This window comes from Streptomyces sp. GLSS-08 (genome assembly GCF_056387915.1).
Map to the genome: position 1 here is coordinate 577,728 of NZ_JBWJAQ010000002.1, position 17,763 is coordinate 595,490.

The following is a 17,763-nucleotide window of genomic DNA, read 5'->3' on the forward strand; positions in this document are numbered from 1 at the left end:
AGATGAGCGACATCATGGAACGACGGACGTTCTTGGGAGCCGCGGCCGGCGCGGGGCTGGCCGCAGCGCTGCAGGCGGCCTTGCCGGCCTCCGCTCACGCGGCGGGCCGGGCTCCGCGCATTCTGCTGCGGTCGTCCTGGCAGACCGTGAACATCGGCGACGTGGCGCACACCCCCGGGATACTGGCCCTGCTGGAAAAGCACCTTCCGCAGGCGGAAGTGCAGCTGTGGCCGTCGTCGGTCGGGAACGGCGTGAAGGAGATGCTGACCGCGCGCTTCCCCGGGCTCCGGGTGATCGACAAGTCTCCGGCGGGCGTGCGGGCGGCTCTGGAGCACAACGACTTCCTCCTGCACGGCTCCGGGCCCATGCTCCTGGGCATGGAGGAGGTCGACCGCTGGCGGCGGGAGACCGGCAAGCCCTACGGGGTCTACGGCATCACACAAGGAACTCCGGACAACCGCACCCTGCCGCTTCTCAACGGGGCGAGCTTCGTGTACCTGCGCGATTCGGTGTCACTGGCGGCCGTACGCGCGGCCGGGGTGAGCGCGCCGATCGTGGAGTTCGGCCCTGACGCCGCCTTCGCCACGGACCTGCGGGACGACGCGGCGGCCGAGGCGTATCTGCGTGACCACGGGCTGAGGGAAGGGAAGTTCCTGTGCGTCCTCGGCAGGCTGCGCAAGACGCCCTACTGGGAGATCTACGGCCGTGAAATGACCGAGCAGGACAAGATCGACCATGCCTACAACGAGAAGATGAAGGAGCATGACCATGCTCCGTTGCGCAAGGCGATCGCCCAGGTGGTCCGGAACACGGACATGAAGGTGCTCCTCTGTCCGGAGGACGAGTCGCAGGTGGAGGTCAATCGGGAGAACCTCTACGATCCGCTGCCCGCTGATGTGAAGGAGCGCGTCGTCCTGCGTCGCACCTTCTGGCTGCCGAGTGAGGCGGTGAGTACGTACGCACGCGCTGCCGGCCTCATCAGCAATGAGATGCACTCACCGATCCTGGCGGTCGGTCATGACGTTCCGGCGATCGTCTGTCGTTGGAAGGAGCAGACGAGCAAGGGCTTCATGTGGGCGGACATCGGTCTGGGTGACTGGCTGTTCGACATGGACGACAGCGACGACCTCCACCGCATCGCTCCTGCCGCTCTGTGGATCGCCAGGAACCCCGCGACGGCCAAGGCACAGGCACGCAAGTCACGCAAGTACGCGGCGAATCTGCACCGGCAGAGCATGGTCGACCTCAAGCAGCGACTCGACAGGACACGTCGGTCCTCATCCTGAGTTCGCCTTACGCAGGGCTGGCGTAAGGAGGGCTGGTACGTCCCTTCCGAGCGGGCACGGAATTTCCTCGCACTTACGTGATGGGCCGCCGACGGAGTCGGCGGCCCATCACGCTGCCGTGACATGCAGTCCAGGCGTCACGCCCGACAAAGATCCGGACGGCCACGAGGACAGGCCACTGTCAGCCCGGCCCCGTCCCCGCCGCCGTGCCCCCGACACCCGAGTAGACGACACCGGACCCGGCCGTCGGTGTCTGGTTCAGGACCCACAGGCCGATCAGGGTCGCGAGGGCGAAGACAACGGCGATCAGGACTGCGAGGACGAGTCGACGCCGACGTTCACGACGCAGCCAGTCGGCTCGTGCGCTGCGGTACACGTCGGGCGCGGACCGTACCCCGCCCGCCAACGCCTCCAGAGCCGCCTGGAGCTCCAGTTCGGTGCGGATCTCAGCTGCTGTCCGCTCCTGTGAGGCGTCCGAAGTCTCCGGTGCGGCACCCGACGTGGTCTTGGGAGAGGTGTTGTTCATCGCCGGGCCTCCATCGCCTGGGTCAGGGCGGCAAGGCCGCGCGCCGTGTGAGTCTTGACCGAGCCGGCGGAGATTCCCATGGCGGCGGCGATGTCGCTCTCCTTCAGCCCCAGCCAGTGTCGCAGGACGAGCGCCTCGCGCTGCCGGGCGGGTAGTTGCTGCAACGCATCGATCAGTGCCCGCTGATCGTCGTGGAGCAGAGCGGTGCTCTCTGCCGAGGCGACCAGCTCGTCCGGTGAGTTCTCCACATGCTTGCGGACGACCTGCAGGTGCCGTATGCGCATTCGGGTCAGGTTGCAGACGGTGGAGCGCAGATACGCTTCCGCCGCCGCGATGTCGCGCAGCCGCCGCCACTTCCGGTAGATCTGGTAGTACGCCTCGGCGACCACGTTTTCCGGATCATCGGCGCCGAGCAGCACGGCGAGACGCAGCATCGACGAGTAGTGAAGTTCGAACAGCCGGGCCAGTCCCGCCTCCCGCTCCAGCTCGGCGGAGTCGGTCAGGGCGGTAAGAGGTTCGGGTGGTTCCGCCGGCAGCGGCTCCGCGGAGCCAGGGCCGGACTGTGTCACGGGCGCCGCTGAAGCCTGGGTCATCGGTTCCGCAGGTGTGTGGACCAAGGATTCCGCGGGGGCATGAGCCATCGCAGGGGGCCACGGTACCGGCATGGTGTGCTGCTCGCGTATCACGGGTTGTGCGCTCCCGTCTCTGTGCGCCGCCTCATGGTCAGGCGGGACGGTAGGTCGGTCTTGTCGGTGCCGCGTGGGACATGGAAACGCTCGAGGGCCGCGGTTCCCGCCACGACCACGAACAGGTTGAGTACAAGGGCCGCCAGGCCCGCGTAGACCTCCAGCGGCTGGTCGGCCGGACCGAACGGCACGATGGAGGAGAAACCCTCCCGTACCACCATGCAGGTCCCGCCCACCATGCCCACGGCCCACCCGGCGAGCAACGCCCGCGAGTGCAGCCGGCTGGTGAAGAGACCCACGGCGACGGCCGGGAAGACCTGCAACATCCACACTCCGCCCAAGAGTTGGAGGTTGATGGCGTCCTGGTCGCGCAGTCCGAACACGAATGCCACCGCACCCACTTTCGCCGTGAGTGACACAGTCCTGGCGATACGTACCTGCCGCTTGGGAGTGGCCGACGGATTGACATACTCCACGTACACATTGCGTACGAAGCTCGTGGCGGCCGCGATCGACATCACGGCGGCCGGGACCAGCGCGCCCACGGTGATCGCACCGAACACCAGGCCGGCGAGCGGTCCCAGCATCAGACGGTCGACGAGCATCGGCACGGCGGCCTCGGCGGTACCCTCGGGGGCCTGAACGCCGGCTGCCAGGGCTGCGAGCCCGAGAAAGCCGAACAGCGCCAGCAACGCCGTCCAGGCGGGCAGTGCCACCGTGACCTTGCGCACGGTGCGTGCACTGTCGGCGGCGAACCCTGCGGTGAGCACGTGCGGGTACATCAGCAGGGCGAGGGCCGAGCCCAGAGCGAGGGTGGCATAGGCAGGCTGCTGCTCGGTGGACAGCAGCAGAGCGGATCCGTCGGCGGTCAAGCCCCCGTCCGTGCCGTCCAGTCGTCGCGCCGCCCCCTCGAACACCGCGCCCGGTCCCCCGAATCGGACGAGCACCGCCCAGCACACGGCAGTCAGCGAGAGGAACACGGCAACCGCCTTCAGTGCCGAGATCACGGTGGGTGCGCGCAGTCCGTGCCGGTAGGTGGCCACGGCCAGCCCCGCGAACAGCCCCACCATCACCAGGTCTCCGGCCACACCCCTCGGATAGACGCCCCCGGCCGTGAGCACCGCCTTGATACCGAGCAGCTGCAACGCCAGATAAGGCATCGTCGCGAGGATCCCGGTCAGCGCGACCACGAGTGCCAGCAGCGGCGAACCGTAACGCCCGCGTACGAAGTCGGCCACTGTGATGTATCCGTGACGGCGGGCCACGGCCCACAGGCGGGTGAGCAGGATGAATGCCAGCGGGCTGACGATCACTGTGTAGGGCACCGCGAAGAATGCCGGCGCGCCGTTGCCGTACGCCAGTCCCGGTACGGCGGTGAAGGTATACGCCGTGAAGATGGTGCCGCCGAGCAGCAGCCACGTCCACACCGGGCCGAGGCTCCGGTCGGCGAGCGCCCAGCCCTCCAAGTTCGGCAGCCGGTCGACGGGGCGCAGACGGCGCGCGGTGACGGCGAGCAGCGACGCGCCGCCGATCACGGCGAGAAACGTGGCGGTCATGGCGACATCCGCCATGGGTCACCGTCCTTGTGTGTCTGAGCCCTCCGCTGTTGGTTGCTCGGGCGGCCGCATCGGAGGACAAGAAACCGGCGGGAAATGTTCTGGAAATCGGCTGTCAACCAGTCTCAGCAAGTGGGCAACTCTCCCACAGACCATCACCGATCGGGAGGGGAGAGCAGGGCATGGCACGAACCGGTCGGGACCGTCTACGCAGAGTCGTCGTCGTCCTGCTTCTCCTCCTGCCCGCGGCAGCTCTGCTGTGGGTCCCCTGGTACGCCGGAGCGAGCCCGAGCCTGGGCGGGACGCCGTTCTTCTACTGGTACCAGCTCGTCTGGGTGCCGGGATGCGGTCTCTGCCTCCTCGTCGCCTATCTGCTGACCCGGCAGGACCACCGTCACGACCCCTGATCAGCGCCGACCGGTACCGCCGCGTCACCCGACACCGCCGCTCAGGCAACACCGCCGCTCAGGTAAGGAGCCGCCATGCCCACATCAGTCATGCCCGAAGCCTCCCTCCCGGGACCCGAGGGACCACCGCCCCGGCGATCCCGGATGAACCCGAGATCGATCCTCGTGTGGACGGCCGTCGCCCTGGTGGGCGCAAGCGGATGGGCCGTGCTGGCCCTGTCCCGTGGGGAGGAGATCTCCGCCATCTGGCTGTTGATGGCTGCCCTCGGTTCCTATGCCGTCGGCTACCGCTTCTACTCGAAGTTCATCGCCCGCCGGATCCTCGAAGTCGATGACACCCGTGCGACCCCGGCCGAACGCCTGGAAGACGGTGTCGACTTCCACCCCACGGACCGCCGGGTGCTCTTCGGACACCACTTCGCGGCCATCGCCGGCGCCGGCCCGCTGGTGGGCCCCGTACTCGCCGCGCAGATGGGATATCTGCCGGGCACCATATGGATCATCGCGGGCGTCATCTTCGCCGGCGCCGTCCAGGACATGATCGTTCTGTTTCTCTCCATGCGCCGGGACGGCAAGAGCCTGGGCCAGATGGCGCGTGACGAGATCGGGAAGGTGGGTGGTGCCGCCGCGCTGATCGGTGTCTTCGCCATTATGATCATCCTGCTCGGTGTCCTCGCGATGGTCGTCGTCAACGCGCTGGCGGAGTCCGCCTGGGGCACCTTCTCGGTCACCATGACCATTCCCATCGCCCTCTTCATGGGTTTCTACCTGCGGTATCTGCGGCCAGGGCAGGTCGTGGAGACCAGCCTCATCGGTGTGGCGCTGTTGCTGCTCGCGATCCTGGGCGGCGGCTGGATCCAGGACTCCTCGCTCGCGGAGCACTTCATCTGGAGCCCCAAGACGCTGGTGTTCTGTCTGGTCGGCTATGGCTTCGTCGCCTCCGTCCTCCCCGTCTGGATGCTGCTGGCGCCGCGTGACTACCTGTCCACCTTCATGAAGGTCGGCACCATCGCGCTGATGGCCATCGGTGTCGCGGTCGCCGCCCCGAACCTCGAGGCGGAACCCGTCACCGAGTTCGCTTCCACGGGCGCGGGACCGGTCTTCGCCGGGTCTCTCTTCCCCTTCCTGTTCATCACCATTGCGTGCGGTGCCCTGTCCGGCTTCCACGCGCTGGTCTCCTCGGGCACCACCCCGAAGCTGATTCAGAAGGAGTCCCAGGTCCGGCTGATCGGATATGGCTCCATGATCACCGAGTCCTTTGTCGCCGTCATGGCGCTGATCGCGGCCTGTGTCCTCGAGCCGGGTCTCTTCTATGCCATGAACTCCCCGGCCGCGCTGCTCGGTCCGACCGTGGACACCGCCTCGGAGGCTGTGAAGGGCCTCGGCTTCAGCATCACCCCGGAACAACTGACCGCCGCGGCCAGGGCGGTCGAGGAACAGACGCTGGTCGGCCGCTCGGGAGGCGCGCCGACGCTGGCCGTGGGCATGTCGGAGATCTTCGCCGGAGTGTTCGGTGGCGCCGGGATGAAGGCGTTCTGGTATCACTTCGCCATCATGTTCGAGGCTCTTTTCATTCTGACCACGGTGGATGCGGGCACCCGCGTGGGCCGCTTCATGCTTCAGGACATGCTCGGCAACGTCTGGAAGCCGATCGGCCGGGTCACTTGGAAGCCCGGCATCTGGATCACCAGTGCCCTGGTGGTGGGCGCCTGGGGCTACTTCCTCTACGCCGGTGTGACCGATCCGCTGGGCGGAATCAAACAGCTCTTCCCGCTGTTCGGCATTGCCAACCAGCTGCTGGCCGCAGTCGCCCTTTGTGTCACCACGACCATGCTGATCAAGGCCGGCAAGCTGCGCTGGGCCTGGGTGACCGGCATCCCGCTGGTCTGGGACGTCGCCGTCACCTACACCGCCGGTTGGCAGAAGATCTTCTCCGCCGACCCGAAGATCGGCTTCTTCTCCCAGCGAGACGCGTACGCCGACGCCATGGACGCGGGCAAGCTCCTGCCGGGCGCCGCCGACACGGATGACATGCGCACCATCGTTCTCAACAACACGGTGAACGGCGTGATCATGGCGATCTTCCTCCTGCTGGTCCTCATCGTCCTGGTCAACTGCGCGGTGGTCTGCGTCCGGGCCCTCCGGGCCTCCGAACCGCTGCCGACGACCGAGGCACCGTATGTCCCATCCCGTATCGACGTGCCGGAGCACGGGGGCAGCAAGCCGCTGGTGGAGGCGAACGCGTGAACACCGTCCGCAAGGCGCTGAGCGCCGTGCTCTGGTACGCGCGGGAACTGACCGGCGAGGCGGAGTACGACCGGTACTGCCGGCACCACCACCGTCGCCACCCGCACGCACCGGTGCCCACCCGCCGGGAGTACCAGCTTCTGCGTACCCTGCGGAGCGAGGGTGAGTCCCCGGGCCGTTGCTGCTGACGTCCGTCCGCACGACCGATCGTCCGCGCTGTCGCTGATGTCCACGCAGCGCCACGACCGCGTGGCGGGCATGCCTTCCCAGCCCTGACGGCATGCCCGCCACGCATCACCGCCCGCGCGGTTCGCCGCACCACCACTGCATCAGGCAAGGGAGTCGAGGTGACTTCGACCCGTCGGCGCTCGTGGGTGTGCCCGCTCACTCGGCAGCGGGCACATCTCCGGCGCTGCAGTACGACCCGGGAGTGTGCACCCTGTGCGCGATCCTGAGTTCGGTCTCCGTGTCGTCGGTCGGCTCGGGCCGCAGGGTCTCCGGCGGATTCCACTCGAACCCGGGCCGTCCCGGATAGCGGTCGTGGAAGGCGCGCAGGGCGACAGGCACGAGCCGCAGCCGGGCGTCTATCCAATCGGCGTCCCATGGGCCTTCGCTCAGGATCTGCTGTGCCGGGCGGAACTCGTAGTAGACGGTGCGGCGCAGCCTGTTGCCCACCACCGGCTCGGACCCGTGCACGAGCATGACGTCATGGAGGAGCACGTCACCCGGTTCCATCTCCACCACCGTCGAGTTCGGGACTTCCCAGCCGAAGCGTTCCTCGATGGCGCACACGTCCGCCTTGGAGCGATGGGAACCGGGGACGACCCGCAGAGCACCTTCTCCGGCCCGGGACGGATCCAGGTAGACGTCCACATTGAAGATGCGGTGCCTGCGGGGGTGCACGGCGTCCTGGTGCCACGGGACCGCCACTCCGTCGCCCTCGTGCTTGAAGACGAGGGCTTCGTAAGTGGGCACGAAGTCGGGACCCGCGAGGCTCTCCGCGACACCGAGGACCTCCGGGCATCCCAGCAGTTCGAGAGAGGCGGCTTCCTTCTTGTTGTGCAGGTAGTCCACGCGCCACATCACCCGGCCGGTGGGCCGGTCGGCGAACAGATAGTCCGGGTGGTCGGGGTCCTCCGAGCCGGCCGCGATCCACCGGTCGGCGGCTTGCCGGAGGCGCTCGACGAGCTCCGGGGCGAGGAGCTGCCGCAGGACGAGGTATCCGTTCTCGTCGAAGGACTCGATCTGCTCAGGACTGAGGTGGTAGGCGCGGGTTGGCGCTCCTGTAACGGTTGACATCCGAAATACTCCCAGGTTCGGTGGACGAATTGCGTGCCCTGGCACGACGACCAGCGAACCAGGTCCATGCGCTGTGTTCTTCTCGTTGCCTCTCTACTCTTTCCCGGAAGCTCAGATGACTTTTTCGCCCGTCCACCTTGTGGATCAGGTGTATGACTTGTCCTGCTGGCAGGCCGAGGCGATGCTGATGGACCGTGCGCACCGGCATGACAACATCGAGTTCAACCTCGCGGTCGAGAGTGAACTCACCTATCGCTACGGCGGCCGGAGGCTGACCGTCCCGAAGGACGCGACCGTCATGTTCTGGGCGGCGGTTCCCCACCAGCTCATCGAGAGGGCGCCGGGCACCATGATGCGGGGTGTCAACGTGCCCCTCGGAGTGTTCCTGCGCTGGCAGCTCCCGGGCGCGCTCGTCATGACGCTCCTCAACGGCCGTCCGGTCATCACACCGCCCAGTCCGCGCAGGGAAGTGGACGCGGCACTCTTCGGCCAGTGGTTGCTGGACCTGGAGAGCGGAGACCTGGAGCGCAGACAGACGGCGTCCCTGGAAATGGAGGCCTGGGTGCGCAGGCTGGCGGGCGAGGCCGTCACGGCGCGTCTGCCGGGCACCGGAGCGCCCAATGAAGGCACGGTGCGACACGCGGTCTTCATGGCACGGTTCATCACGCGGCACTTCCGCGAGCAGCTGACCGTCGAGCAGATCGCGACCGCGGTTCCCCTTCATCCGAACTACGCGATGACCGCATTCCGGACGGTTCTGGGCATGACCATGAAGGCCTATCTCACGCAGTGCCGCGTCGCCGAGGCCCAGCGGCTGCTCGCGACCACGGGCATGTCGGTCTCCGATGTGGCCGCGATGTCGGGATTCGGCTCTCAGAGCAGGTTCTACGCGAGTTTCACGGAGGCCTGCGGTGTGGCTCCCGGGGCTTGGCGCAAGGCACACGGCGCCCATTCCGAAGGTTGACGCACAGCACGTGGCGGTCTTGGAGCCGCTCGCCCGCCCCCATCCGGCCGGCAGGCGGCAGACCTCTGCTATGACAGGCTCTCGTCGCCGGCTGCCCCCGGGGCCGAGTGAAGCCGCCCTGGCCGACGGCAGCAGCACATCTGGGCACAGGCCAGCACGCGAGGAGGGCAGCGGGTCGCAGCCGTGTTCCACGGCTCCGAGGCCTACGAGCTCACGGCCCGCACCGCTCGGGTCCTGCTTGCAGCGGACACTCGACGGCAAGGCCACGCCCGGTTTCCACACACCCGCATCCGCATACGGCTCCAGCCTCGTCCTCACCATCCCGCACATCAGCAGTCAGGACCTTGCCCGAGAAGACCGCACAACGAGGCGGCTGCCCGATCCGGCAGCCGCCTCGCTCGGTGCGTCCTAGGTGGAGCCACGCGAGTCCGACGCGAGACCGGGTCAGGGAACGTGTGTCGTCGCAGTGGGTCCCGGGGCCGAGGCCGGTCCCGGGGCCGGGTGGTGGAGCCAGCACGCCACGGACCGGTCGGGTGCGCTCTCCGGCGCGGCCAGCAGCGGTACGTGACGGTCGCACGGGTCGAACGACTTCCCGCAGCGCGGGTGGAAGACGCAGCCCGACGGCATGGCGGCGAGGTGAGGCGGCGAGCCCGGGATGCCGGTCAGCTCCCGGCGCGGGCCGTGCAGGGCCGGAAAGGAGCGGAGCAACCCGTCGCTGTAGGGGTGGCGCGGGTCTCGGTAGATGTCCGCAGCGCTCGCCTGCTCGACGATGCGGCCGCCGTACATGATGGCGACGCGGTCGGAGAACTCGATCAGCAGCGAGATGTCGTGCGTGACGAAGACGACCGAGAAGCCCAGCTCGTCGCGGAGTGCCGCGATCTTCCGGAGGATCTGGCGCTGCATCACCACGTCGAGGGCCGTGGTCGGCTCATCCATGATCACGATCTCGGGCTCCAGAGCCATGGCCATCGCGATCATCACGCGCTGGCGCATGCCGCCGGAGAGCTGGTGCGGGAAGGCGGTGAGCCGGTCGCGGGAGATGCCGACGAGGGCGAGCAACTCCCCGGCCCGGGCGGTGCGCTGGGCCGCCGACATCCGTGGGCGGTGCGCCGCGAGGACATCCGTGAGCTGGCTGTGCACCGTGTGCACGGGATTGAGGGCGTTCATCGAGCCCTGGAAGACGATGGACAGCTCCTGCCAGCGGAACGCGCGCAGCCGACGCGGCGTGAGCGCGAGGATGTCCACCGGGTCTGCGCCGTCCTGCGGCGGGTGGAAATGGACGTCGCCGCCGGTGATCACTCCGGGTGGGGACAGCAGGCGGGTCACGGCGTAGGCGAGCGTGGACTTGCCCGAACCGGACTCGCCGGCGAGGCCGAGAATCTCGCCGCGGTGCAGAGTGAGGTTGATGTCGCGCAGCGCGTGGACGGCGGCGGGACCCGTGCCGTAGTCGACGTGCAGTCCACTGATGGTCAGAACGGGGCGCCTGGTCACGCGTGGGGCTCCTTGTCGTGCGTGCGGGCGGTGGTCGGCTGCGGCGTCCGCACGGCCCTTGGGGGACCGCCGGAGACCGCTTCGCCCCCAGGTCCGGCGCCGTTCGTCCGCCCCGTGCGGGCCACCGGCGTGAAGCCCACCCGCATCCGGACCTTGCGGGACGTGCCTGCCGCGGTGCGCAGCCGTGGGTTCACGAACTTGTCGATGCCGAAGTTGATCAGAGCCAGGGCCGTGCCGAACAGGGCGATGCACAGTCCGGCGGGCACGAACCACCACCAGGCGCCCTGGGCGAGGGCCTGGTTGGACTGCGCCCAGAAGAGCACGGTTCCCCAGTTCCAGTGGGAGATGTCCGCGACGCCGATGAAGGCGAGGGTGATCTCCAGCAGTACGGCGAAGATGACGGTACCGATGAAGCCGGAGGCGATGACCGCGGTGAGGTTCGGCATGATCTCGAAACCGATGATGCGCCACGTGGGTTCACCGGTGGCGCGGGCCGCCTCGACGTAGTCCCGCCGCCGCAGTGACAGGGTCTGGGCACGCAGCACGCGGGCGCCCCAGGCCCAGGAGGTGAAGGCGATCACCACGGCGATCAGCAGGTCTCCCGCGTCGGTGACGAAGCTGGCGATGATGATGACCAGGGGCAACGCCGGGATGACGAGGAAGATGTTGGACAGCGCCGACAGGATTTCGTCGACCGCGCCCCCGAGGAAGCCGGCGCTGACGCCGATCAGCACGGACAGGACCGTGGCGAGGAACCCGGCGAGAAAGCCCACGACGAGTACGCCCCGGGTGCCGACGAGGATCTGGGAGAGCACGTCCTGACCGGTGTGCGTGGTGCCGAACCAGTGGTCGGCCGACGGCGGCTGGAGCAGTGCGTCACTCATCGCGTCGGGGTTGTACGGGGCGATCCACGGCCCGATGACGGCGAGCACCGTGAAGAAGCCGAGGATCGAGAGGCCCGCGATGGTCTTCCTGCCGCGCAGGAAGCGCAGCCGGGCGCGCTTGTCGCCCGGCGGGGCCGGAGCCGTATCGAGGACGGCGATCTCGGCCGAGGGGAGTGCCATGGCTCAGGCCTCCTTTCTGGTACGCGGATCGAGGAGCATGTAGACCAGGTCGGCGAGCAGGTTCGCCGCGAGGACCGACAGCGTGATGATCAGGAAGACGCCCTGCATCAGCGGGTAGTCCCGGGCACCGACCGCCTGGAAGAGCTGGAAGCCGATGCCCGGATAGGAGAAGACCATCTCCACCAGCAGCGTGCCGCCGACGACGAAGCCGAGCGAGAGGGCGAATCCGGAGATGTTGGGCAGGATCGCGTTCCGCGCGGCGTAGGAGAACATCACGCGGCGCTCGGACAGCCCCTTGGCCTGCGCCACCATCACGTAGTCCTCGGACGAGACGGTCACCATCATGTTGCGCATGCCCAGGATCCAGCTGGCGACGGCGCTGAGGACGATGGTGATGCCCGGCAGGAAGCCGTGGTACAGCGCGCTGGAGACGAACGGTACGTCGAAGGCCGGGACGAGCGAGTTGTCGTAACCGCCGGCAGCCGGAAAGATCGGCCATTTCACGGCGAACACGGCAATGAAGATGAGACCGAGCCAGAAGTAGGGGACGGAGGAGACGAAGGTGGTGACGGGCAGCAGACCGTCCATCCAGGAACCACGCCGCCAGCCGGTGCAGACCCCCAGGCCGGTGCCGAGCACGAAGCTCAGCAGCGTGGTGACACCCACCAGCACCAGCGTCCAGGGCAGCGACTGCGAGATGACCTCGCTGACGGGCGTGGGGAAGAAGGTGAAGGAGAGACCCAGGTCGCCCCGCAGGAGCTGGCCCCAGTAGTCGGTGTACTGCTGCCAGAGCGAGCGCTCTTCGTCGAGGCCGAAAAGCACCTCGATCGAGGCGATGGCACTGGTGTCGAGCTGCCCCTGGAAGCGGGTGAGCAGTGCCTGGAGCGGGTCGCCCGGCATCAGCCGCGGAATCAGGAAGTTGATGGTGATCGCCGCCCACGCGGTGACGGCGTAGAAGAAGATGCGCTGGAGTACGTACTTCACGGGGCCGTTGCCTCCGTCATGGTCTCGGCCGCACCGGAGGCCGAGGTGCCGGCGGACGCAGCGGCACCGGGGATCCGGGTGGTGACGGGGCGGTCCTCGTACAGCCAGCACGCGGCCCACTGCCCGTCGTCGCCGATCTCGAAGCGGGGCGGGAGTTCGGTGCGGCAGCGCTCCATCGCCTTGGGGCAGCGAGGGTGGAAGCGACATCCCCCCGGCGGGGAGATGAGTGAAGGGGGCTCGCCGCTGCCGGTCTCCTCCTGCTCCCGTGGATCGGCGATGCGGTCGGGGTCGGGGGCCGAGGCGACCAGCAACTGGGTGTAAGGGTGTGCGGGCCGCTGGGTGACTGTCTCGCTGTCACCACCTTCGACGAGGCGGCCCGCGTACATGACGAGGGTCGTGTCGGCGAAGTACCGTGCGGACGCGATGTCATGCGTGATGTAGAGGATGGCGAGACGCAGCCGCTCCTTGAGGTCCCGCAGCAGATTGAGGACGCCGAGCCGGATGGACACGTCGAGCATGGAGACCGGTTCGTCCGCGAGGAGCACCTTCGGGTCGGCGCCCAGCGCCCTGGCGATGGCCACGCGCTGGCGCTGGCCGCCCGACAACTCGTGCGGGAATTTGTTGACGTACTCGTTCGGAGGGCTCAGCTGCACCCGCTCGAGGAGTTGGTACACCTCCGCGTCGGTGGCCTGCTTGCCGTGGATCCTCAAGGATCGGGTGAGGTGGTAGCGCACCGTGTGGACCGGGTTGAGCGAGGCGAACGGGTCCTGGAAGATCAGCTGGACCTGGCGTGCGTAAGCGCGGAACGATCGGCCGCGCCCAGCCTTGACCGGGACGCCGAGGAGCCAAATCTCGCCCTGGGTGAGGGGGTAGAGCTGGGACAGCAGGCGGGCCACCGTCGACTTGCCCGAGCCCGATTCCCCCACCAGGGCGGTGACGCTGCCGCGCCGCAGACACAGGGAGATGTCGTCGACGGCCCGGACGGCGCGGCGCCGACGGCCAAGGACTTCACGGGCGGTCCGTCTGACGGGGAAGTGCTTGGTGACGCCGCGTGCTTCGAGCACGGTGTCGCCGGCCTCGCCGGGATGGGTGCCGACATGCTCCGTCACTTCGCGATCGTGGTTGGTCATGGGCCGGTCCCTTCTCACTTCGCGGGCTTGAGGCGCAGCACGATGTCCAGTGCGTTCGGCTGGGTCGGCTGCGGGGGACCGTACGGGTCGGACTCGGTGGGCCAGCCCACCCAGTTCTTCGTGGAGTACTCGGCTCCCAGGTGCGCACCGGCCGTGGGGATGACCGGCACTTCCTCCACCATGATCTTCTGCAGGGTGTCGAGCGCCGTGGTGCGCGTCGCGTCCTCCGTGGCGTTGGCGTACTCCTTGAGCGCCTTCGTCGCCCGAGGGCTCTTGAAGCGCCCGTAGTTGCCCAACGGGGCGCTCTTGCCGACGGGCTGGAGCAGCGTGCCGTCCATGATGTTCTGGTACATGTCGTACGGCGTGGCACCGCTGTTGGTCCAGTGCAGCGTGGCGTCGAAGTCGCCGTTGGCCACACTGGCGGTCCAGACCTCGGCGCTCTGGGTCTTGACCTTCGCGTCGATGCCCAGGGGCTTGATGTTGCTCTGGATGATCGACAGGCCGGTGATGTAGTCGTTCCAGCCTGCCGGGTCCGTGAGGGTCAGCTTCACGGCCTTGCCGGCGGGGTCCCTGAGCACGCCGTCGGCCAGGCGGTATCCCGCCCTGTCCAGGAGCTTCTTGGCGCCGGCCAGGTCGGGCTTGTTCGTCATGCCCTTGTACTCGGAGGCGAGGAAGGGCTCACCTGCGGGCAGGGGTATTCCGGTCGGGTTGGTGATCTCCGGGTAGAGCGAAGCCTGCGCCTGGACGTGGATGGCCCTGCGGTCGATCACCATGGCCATCGCCTTGCGCAGCGCCGGATCGCTCAGCGGACCCCTCGTGGTGTTCAGCCACAGACCGTGGATGCCGATTCCGGCGGGAAACCAGAGCTTGTGGTGCGCGGGGTCCTTGGCGACGTACAGCTGCTTGTGGTTCGGCATGAAGACGCTCGACCATTCCGACTTGCCGTTGGCGAGCGCCGTGGTCTGTGCGCTGTTGTCGTTGTGGGAGGTGAAGCGGAGTTCCTTCACCCGCGCCTTCCCCTTCCAGTAGGAAGGCGCGGCTTGGAGTGTGGCGGTCTGCGGGGTGAAGGTCTTGAGTGTGTAGGGCCCGGAGCCGAGAGGCTTGCGGTTGGGCCAGGTGGCGGGGTCGTCGACGGTCTTCCAGATGTGCTTCGGCACGATGAGCGTACGCAGGATCTTGCTCTGGTTGACGAACTGCGATTCCTCGAAGGTCAGGACGACCTTGCCGGCTTCCACGGCTATTCCGCCGTAGGTGACGCCGTAGACGTTCAGCGCCGGATACTTCTTGATCAGGTCGAAGGTGAACGCCACGTCCTCAGCGGTCAGTTGCTTGCCGTCGGACCACTTCGCGCGCTCGTCCAGGGTGATGGTGACCTTGGTGAAGTTGGACTCCCACTTCCAGTCCTTCGCCAGCCAGGGCGTGCCCTTGCGCTCAGGTCGGATGTCGTTCGGCATCACCAGCGGCTCGTAGATCATGTGACGGTAACCCAGAGTCGCGGCGGCCGACGTGCCGAGGAACGGGTTGCTGTTGTTGGTCTGCGGACCGTTGACCATGCCGACGTTGAGGACACCGGCGGCGCTGCCGCGTGACGAGCGGTTGGCGTCGGAGTTGGCGGAGGAACATCCGGTGACCAGGGCCGCTACGACGGTGGCGGCGCTCAGCGCCCGGAAGGTGTGGTGTGCTGACACGGTGACTCCAGTGAGGAAAGGTGCAATGTCGCCCTGGGAGGCCTGATGCCGGGGGCCCCGGTGTGGTGCGCTGTGATCGCGTCGTCGGTCGCTGCCGTCTGCCTCCGGCGGATGTGGGTGGCGACTCTTCGGGTGGGTGGGCTTCGAGCCCGGCGTCAGGCCGCCTCGACGAGGAGCAGCACGACCTGGAGCGGACTCAGTGGCGGGAGGGTGATGCCGAGGTGGCCGAGTGCCGCGCCGGACAGCAGTGCGCCTTCTTCCGGGAGCGGGGGGATGTGGTCGGCGCGGGAGACCGTGGCCTGTGCCGCAGGGCGCACGGCCCGGATCCGGTACTCCTTGTCCGGGAGCAGTCCGGGGATGGTCAGCCGCGCGGGCGTCGTGTTGAGTCCGTCCTCGAACTGGACATGCGCCATGAGGGCGGCCGACCGGTCGTGGGCGACGACGCCGTGGCTCCAGGCGCGGTCGTCGCTCGTGTCGCCCCTGACAGTCCTACCGTTGTGCAGCAAAGACCGGTGCTCTTTGTAGAGGTGGACCCAGCCCTTGAGGACGGCCAGGTCCTCGGCGCTCGCCTCCCGGATGTCCCACTCGATGCCGAAGTGCCCGAAGAACGCGGTCGCGGCCCGGAAGTCCAGGGGCATGTAACGCCCTGTGTACATGGAGAAGGGGGCGGAGACGTGAGCACCGAGATACTCCGGGGGCAGCAGCTGGCCCGTCCAGCGCTGGATCGAGTGGCGGGCCAGGGCGTCGGTCATGTCGGAGGTCCACACCCGCTGGACGCGCTGGAGAACCTCCAGGTCGATGCGGGCTCCGCCGGCCGAACAGGACTCCCAGTCCACCCGTGGATGCCGTCGGAGCAGTTCGTCGAGCAGGGTGTAGTAGGCGACGGTCTGCGCGTGGATCACCGGTGCGCCGCCGGTCCGCCCCGAACCTCCGTCCAGCACCGCGCGGTTGTGGTCCCACTTGACATAGGAGATGTCGTACTCGGTGAGCAGGGCGTCGATGCGCTCCATCAGGTACTGGACGACCTCGGGCCGCGACAGGTCCAGGACCAGCTGGTTGCGTTCCAGCAGTGGTGTCCGTGACCCGGTGGACAGGATCCAGTCGGGGTGCTCGCGGTACAGGTCCGAGTCCTGGCTGATCATCTCCGGTTCGAACCAGAGGCCGAACTCCATGCCCAGCTCCCGGACGCGGTCGACCAAGGGCCCGAGCCCGTCGGGGAAGACGCTCTCGTCGACCCACCAGTCACCCAGACCGGCCCGGTCAGATCGCCGGCCGCGGAACCATCCGTCGTCCAGGACATAGCGCTCGGCGCCCACCTCGGCGGCGAGTTCGGCGAGTTCGATCAGCTCCGCCGTGTCGTGCCGGAACTGGACCGCCTCCCAGACGTTGAAGTTGACCTGCCGCGCGGAACCGGGGTGCGCGGGCACGGAGCGCAGGTAGTCGTGGAACCGCGCCGCCAGTCCGTCGAGTCCCTCGTCGGAGGCGGCGACGTAGACCCAAGGAGTCCGGTAGTTCTCGTCCTGGGCGAGGACCACCTCACCCGGAAGCAGGAGTTCACCGCCGCCGATCGTCAGGACCCCGTCCAGGAGCTCAGTGCGGTGGACGTGGTTGCCGCTCCAGCCGACGTGCACGCCCCACACCTCGCCGGTCGCGAACCCGAAGCCGGGGGTGCCGACGATGTTCAGCGTTGCCGCGTCGTGCCCGGTCCTGCCCTTGCGGTTCTCCCGCAGCCACAGCCCGTCGATCACCTCCCGGCGCTGGGGAGTCCTCTCGTGCAGGATCCGACCGGTGAAGTCGAGCCCCTCCCGGGCCCGGGACGGCACCGGGACGACGACGTCCAGATGGTCCACCACGTAGGCACCGACGCCGGTATTGGTGAGCGTGTGACGCACCCTCAACGCCCCGCCGGGCAACGACTCCACCTCGGTGACCAGGGCCAGCCCGGCGACGTCGTCCCTGGCCCGCAACGCCAGAACCGAACTCTCGACGAGCGCGCTTTCCAGGGTGAACGACGGGGCCCAGTCCCGGCCGCCAGGCGGAGCGCCTGCTGCCTCGGCGAGGCGGTGACCGCCCAGCCCAGGACGCCCGAACCAGCCCCGCCAGTGCTCCGGCAGCAGCGGCACTGCCGACTCGACGCAGGCTGCCCGTTCTCCCTGCTCCGCGTTCCAGGCGACTCCATCCGGGCCAGGAGCGATGCCGCACCACATGACAGCGGGCAGTTCGTCGGAGGCCTGCCGCAGGAGAAGTGTGGTGCGCCGCTGTGCGACGGCGTCCGCGGCCGGGAACAGCATCGGGAAGCCCGCAGTACCCGATCGAGGGCCGGGGGAGAGGTCGGAATCCACTGACTGACTTCTTTCGTAAGAGGGAAGGGTGCAAGGCGCCTGCGCCCCCGACCCCTGGCAGTCGCCCGGACGGTGGGCCGGACGACCGCCAGA

15 protein-coding genes are annotated in these 17,763 nt (G+C 68.1%); 5 read left to right on the forward strand and 10 right to left on the reverse strand.

Translation table 11 applies throughout. From position 1 onward, the window contains the following. Positions 1–2: 2 nt before the first annotated feature. Complete coding sequence (locus tag AC0ZLC_RS05375) at positions 3–1,286, forward strand: polysaccharide pyruvyl transferase family protein (protein ID WP_476750696.1); 1,284 nt, start codon at positions 3–5, stop codon at positions 1,284–1,286. Positions 1,287–1,467: 181 nt separating this feature from the next. Here AC0ZLC_RS05375 and AC0ZLC_RS05380 read toward each other — a convergent pair whose 3' ends face one another. From AC0ZLC_RS05380 to AC0ZLC_RS05390, 3 genes are all read right to left on the reverse strand, one after another. After that, on the reverse strand, positions 1,468–1,812 hold the full coding sequence (locus AC0ZLC_RS05380) for a hypothetical protein (RefSeq protein ID WP_476750697.1): 345 nt from the start codon (positions 1,810–1,812) through the stop codon (positions 1,468–1,470). Further along, the gene (locus tag AC0ZLC_RS05385; RefSeq protein ID WP_476750698.1) at positions 1,809–2,405 is read right to left on the reverse strand and encodes a SigE family RNA polymerase sigma factor; all 597 of its coding nucleotides are present in this window, start codon (positions 2,403–2,405) and stop codon (positions 1,809–1,811) included. Before AC0ZLC_RS05385 ends, AC0ZLC_RS05380 begins: the two co-directional genes overlap by 4 nt. 89 nt (positions 2,406–2,494) lie before the next feature. Then, on the reverse strand, positions 2,495–4,069 hold the full coding sequence (locus AC0ZLC_RS05390) for a sodium:solute symporter family protein (RefSeq protein WP_476750699.1): 1,575 nt from the start codon (positions 4,067–4,069) through the stop codon (positions 2,495–2,497). 167 nt (positions 4,070–4,236) lie between these two features. Between AC0ZLC_RS05390 and AC0ZLC_RS05395 the strand changes: the two genes are divergently transcribed. The 3 genes from AC0ZLC_RS05395 (at position 4,237) to AC0ZLC_RS05405 (ending at position 6,896) form a co-directional block, all read left to right on the forward strand. Further along, positions 4,237–4,461 (forward strand): DUF3311 domain-containing protein, encoded by a 225-nt coding sequence (locus AC0ZLC_RS05395; RefSeq protein WP_476750700.1) that lies wholly within the window; start codon positions 4,237–4,239, stop codon positions 4,459–4,461. Between the two features lie 90 nt (positions 4,462–4,551). Further along, positions 4,552–6,708, forward strand: coding sequence for a carbon starvation CstA family protein (locus AC0ZLC_RS05400; protein ID WP_476750750.1), 2,157 nt, complete (start codon positions 4,552–4,554; stop codon positions 6,706–6,708). Further along, positions 6,705–6,896 carry a YbdD/YjiX family protein gene (locus AC0ZLC_RS05405; protein WP_476750701.1) on the forward strand — a complete coding sequence of 64 codons (192 nt, stop codon included), beginning with the start codon at positions 6,705–6,707 and terminating at the stop codon, positions 6,894–6,896. The genes AC0ZLC_RS05400 and AC0ZLC_RS05405 overlap by 4 nt, the downstream gene beginning before the upstream one ends. Before the next feature lie 196 nt (positions 6,897–7,092). On the opposite strand, the gene AC0ZLC_RS05410 is transcribed toward AC0ZLC_RS05405, so the two are convergent. Beyond that, positions 7,093–8,007, reverse strand: coding sequence for a phytanoyl-CoA dioxygenase family protein (locus AC0ZLC_RS05410; protein WP_476750702.1), 915 nt, complete (start codon positions 8,005–8,007; stop codon positions 7,093–7,095). 73 nt (positions 8,008–8,080) lie between these two features. Here AC0ZLC_RS05410 and AC0ZLC_RS05415 point away from each other — a divergent pair, with 73 nt between their 5' ends. After that, entirely contained in the window at positions 8,081–8,971 is an 891-nt protein-coding gene (locus AC0ZLC_RS05415) for a helix-turn-helix domain-containing protein (RefSeq protein ID WP_476750703.1), read from the forward strand. Positions 8,972–9,415: 444 nt separating this feature from the next. Here the strand turns inward: AC0ZLC_RS05415 and AC0ZLC_RS05420 are convergent, their stop codons facing one another. The 6 genes from AC0ZLC_RS05420 to AC0ZLC_RS05445 form a co-directional block, all read right to left on the reverse strand. Further along, a complete protein-coding gene (locus tag AC0ZLC_RS05420) occupies positions 9,416–10,462 on the reverse strand; it encodes an ABC transporter ATP-binding protein (protein ID WP_476750704.1) in 1,047 nt (348 codons plus the stop codon). Next, a complete protein-coding gene (locus AC0ZLC_RS05425; RefSeq protein ID WP_476750705.1) occupies positions 10,459–11,526 on the reverse strand; it encodes an ABC transporter permease in 1,068 nt (355 codons plus the stop codon). Before AC0ZLC_RS05425 ends, AC0ZLC_RS05420 begins: the two co-directional genes overlap by 4 nt. A gap of 3 nt (positions 11,527–11,529) precedes the next feature. Continuing rightward, a complete protein-coding gene (locus AC0ZLC_RS05430) occupies positions 11,530–12,510 on the reverse strand; it encodes an ABC transporter permease (protein WP_476750706.1) in 981 nt (326 codons plus the stop codon). Continuing rightward, positions 12,507–13,640, reverse strand: a complete 1,134-nt coding sequence (locus tag AC0ZLC_RS05435; RefSeq protein WP_476750707.1) for an ABC transporter ATP-binding protein — start codon at positions 13,638–13,640, stop codon at positions 12,507–12,509. Before AC0ZLC_RS05435 ends, AC0ZLC_RS05430 begins: the two co-directional genes overlap by 4 nt. 14 nt (positions 13,641–13,654) lie before the next feature. Further along, positions 13,655–15,328 (reverse strand): ABC transporter substrate-binding protein, encoded by a 1,674-nt coding sequence (locus AC0ZLC_RS05440; RefSeq protein WP_476750708.1) that lies wholly within the window; start codon positions 15,326–15,328, stop codon positions 13,655–13,657. A gap of 155 nt (positions 15,329–15,483) precedes the next feature. Further along, a complete protein-coding gene (locus AC0ZLC_RS05445; protein WP_476750709.1) occupies positions 15,484–17,670 on the reverse strand; it encodes an alpha-galactosidase in 2,187 nt (728 codons plus the stop codon). Positions 17,671–17,763: the final 93 nt, after the last annotated feature.

Excerpts from the sequence above, each read along its gene's own strand:
- AC0ZLC_RS05375 (WP_476750696.1), top strand. The coding sequence starts at position 3 with ATGAGCGACATCATGGAACGACGGACGTTCTTGGGAGCCGCGGCCGGC.
- AC0ZLC_RS05380 (WP_476750697.1), bottom strand. The coding sequence starts at position 1,812 with ATGAACAACACCTCTCCCAAGACCACGTCGGGTGCCGCACCGGAGACT.
- AC0ZLC_RS05385 (WP_476750698.1), bottom strand. The coding sequence starts at position 2,405 with ATGACCCAGGCTTCAGCGGCGCCCGTGACACAGTCCGGCCCTGGCTCC.
- AC0ZLC_RS05390 (WP_476750699.1), bottom strand. The coding sequence starts at position 4,069 with ATGGCGGATGTCGCCATGACCGCCACGTTTCTCGCCGTGATCGGCGGC.
- AC0ZLC_RS05395 (WP_476750700.1), top strand. The coding sequence starts at position 4,237 with ATGGCACGAACCGGTCGGGACCGTCTACGCAGAGTCGTCGTCGTCCTG.
- AC0ZLC_RS05400 (WP_476750750.1), top strand. The coding sequence starts at position 4,552 with ATGCCCGAAGCCTCCCTCCCGGGACCCGAGGGACCACCGCCCCGGCGA.
- AC0ZLC_RS05410 (WP_476750702.1), bottom strand. The coding sequence starts at position 8,007 with ATGTCAACCGTTACAGGAGCGCCAACCCGCGCCTACCACCTCAGTCCT.
- AC0ZLC_RS05425 (WP_476750705.1), bottom strand. The coding sequence starts at position 11,526 with ATGGCACTCCCCTCGGCCGAGATCGCCGTCCTCGATACGGCTCCGGCC.
- AC0ZLC_RS05435 (WP_476750707.1), bottom strand. The coding sequence starts at position 13,640 with ATGACCAACCACGATCGCGAAGTGACGGAGCATGTCGGCACCCATCCC.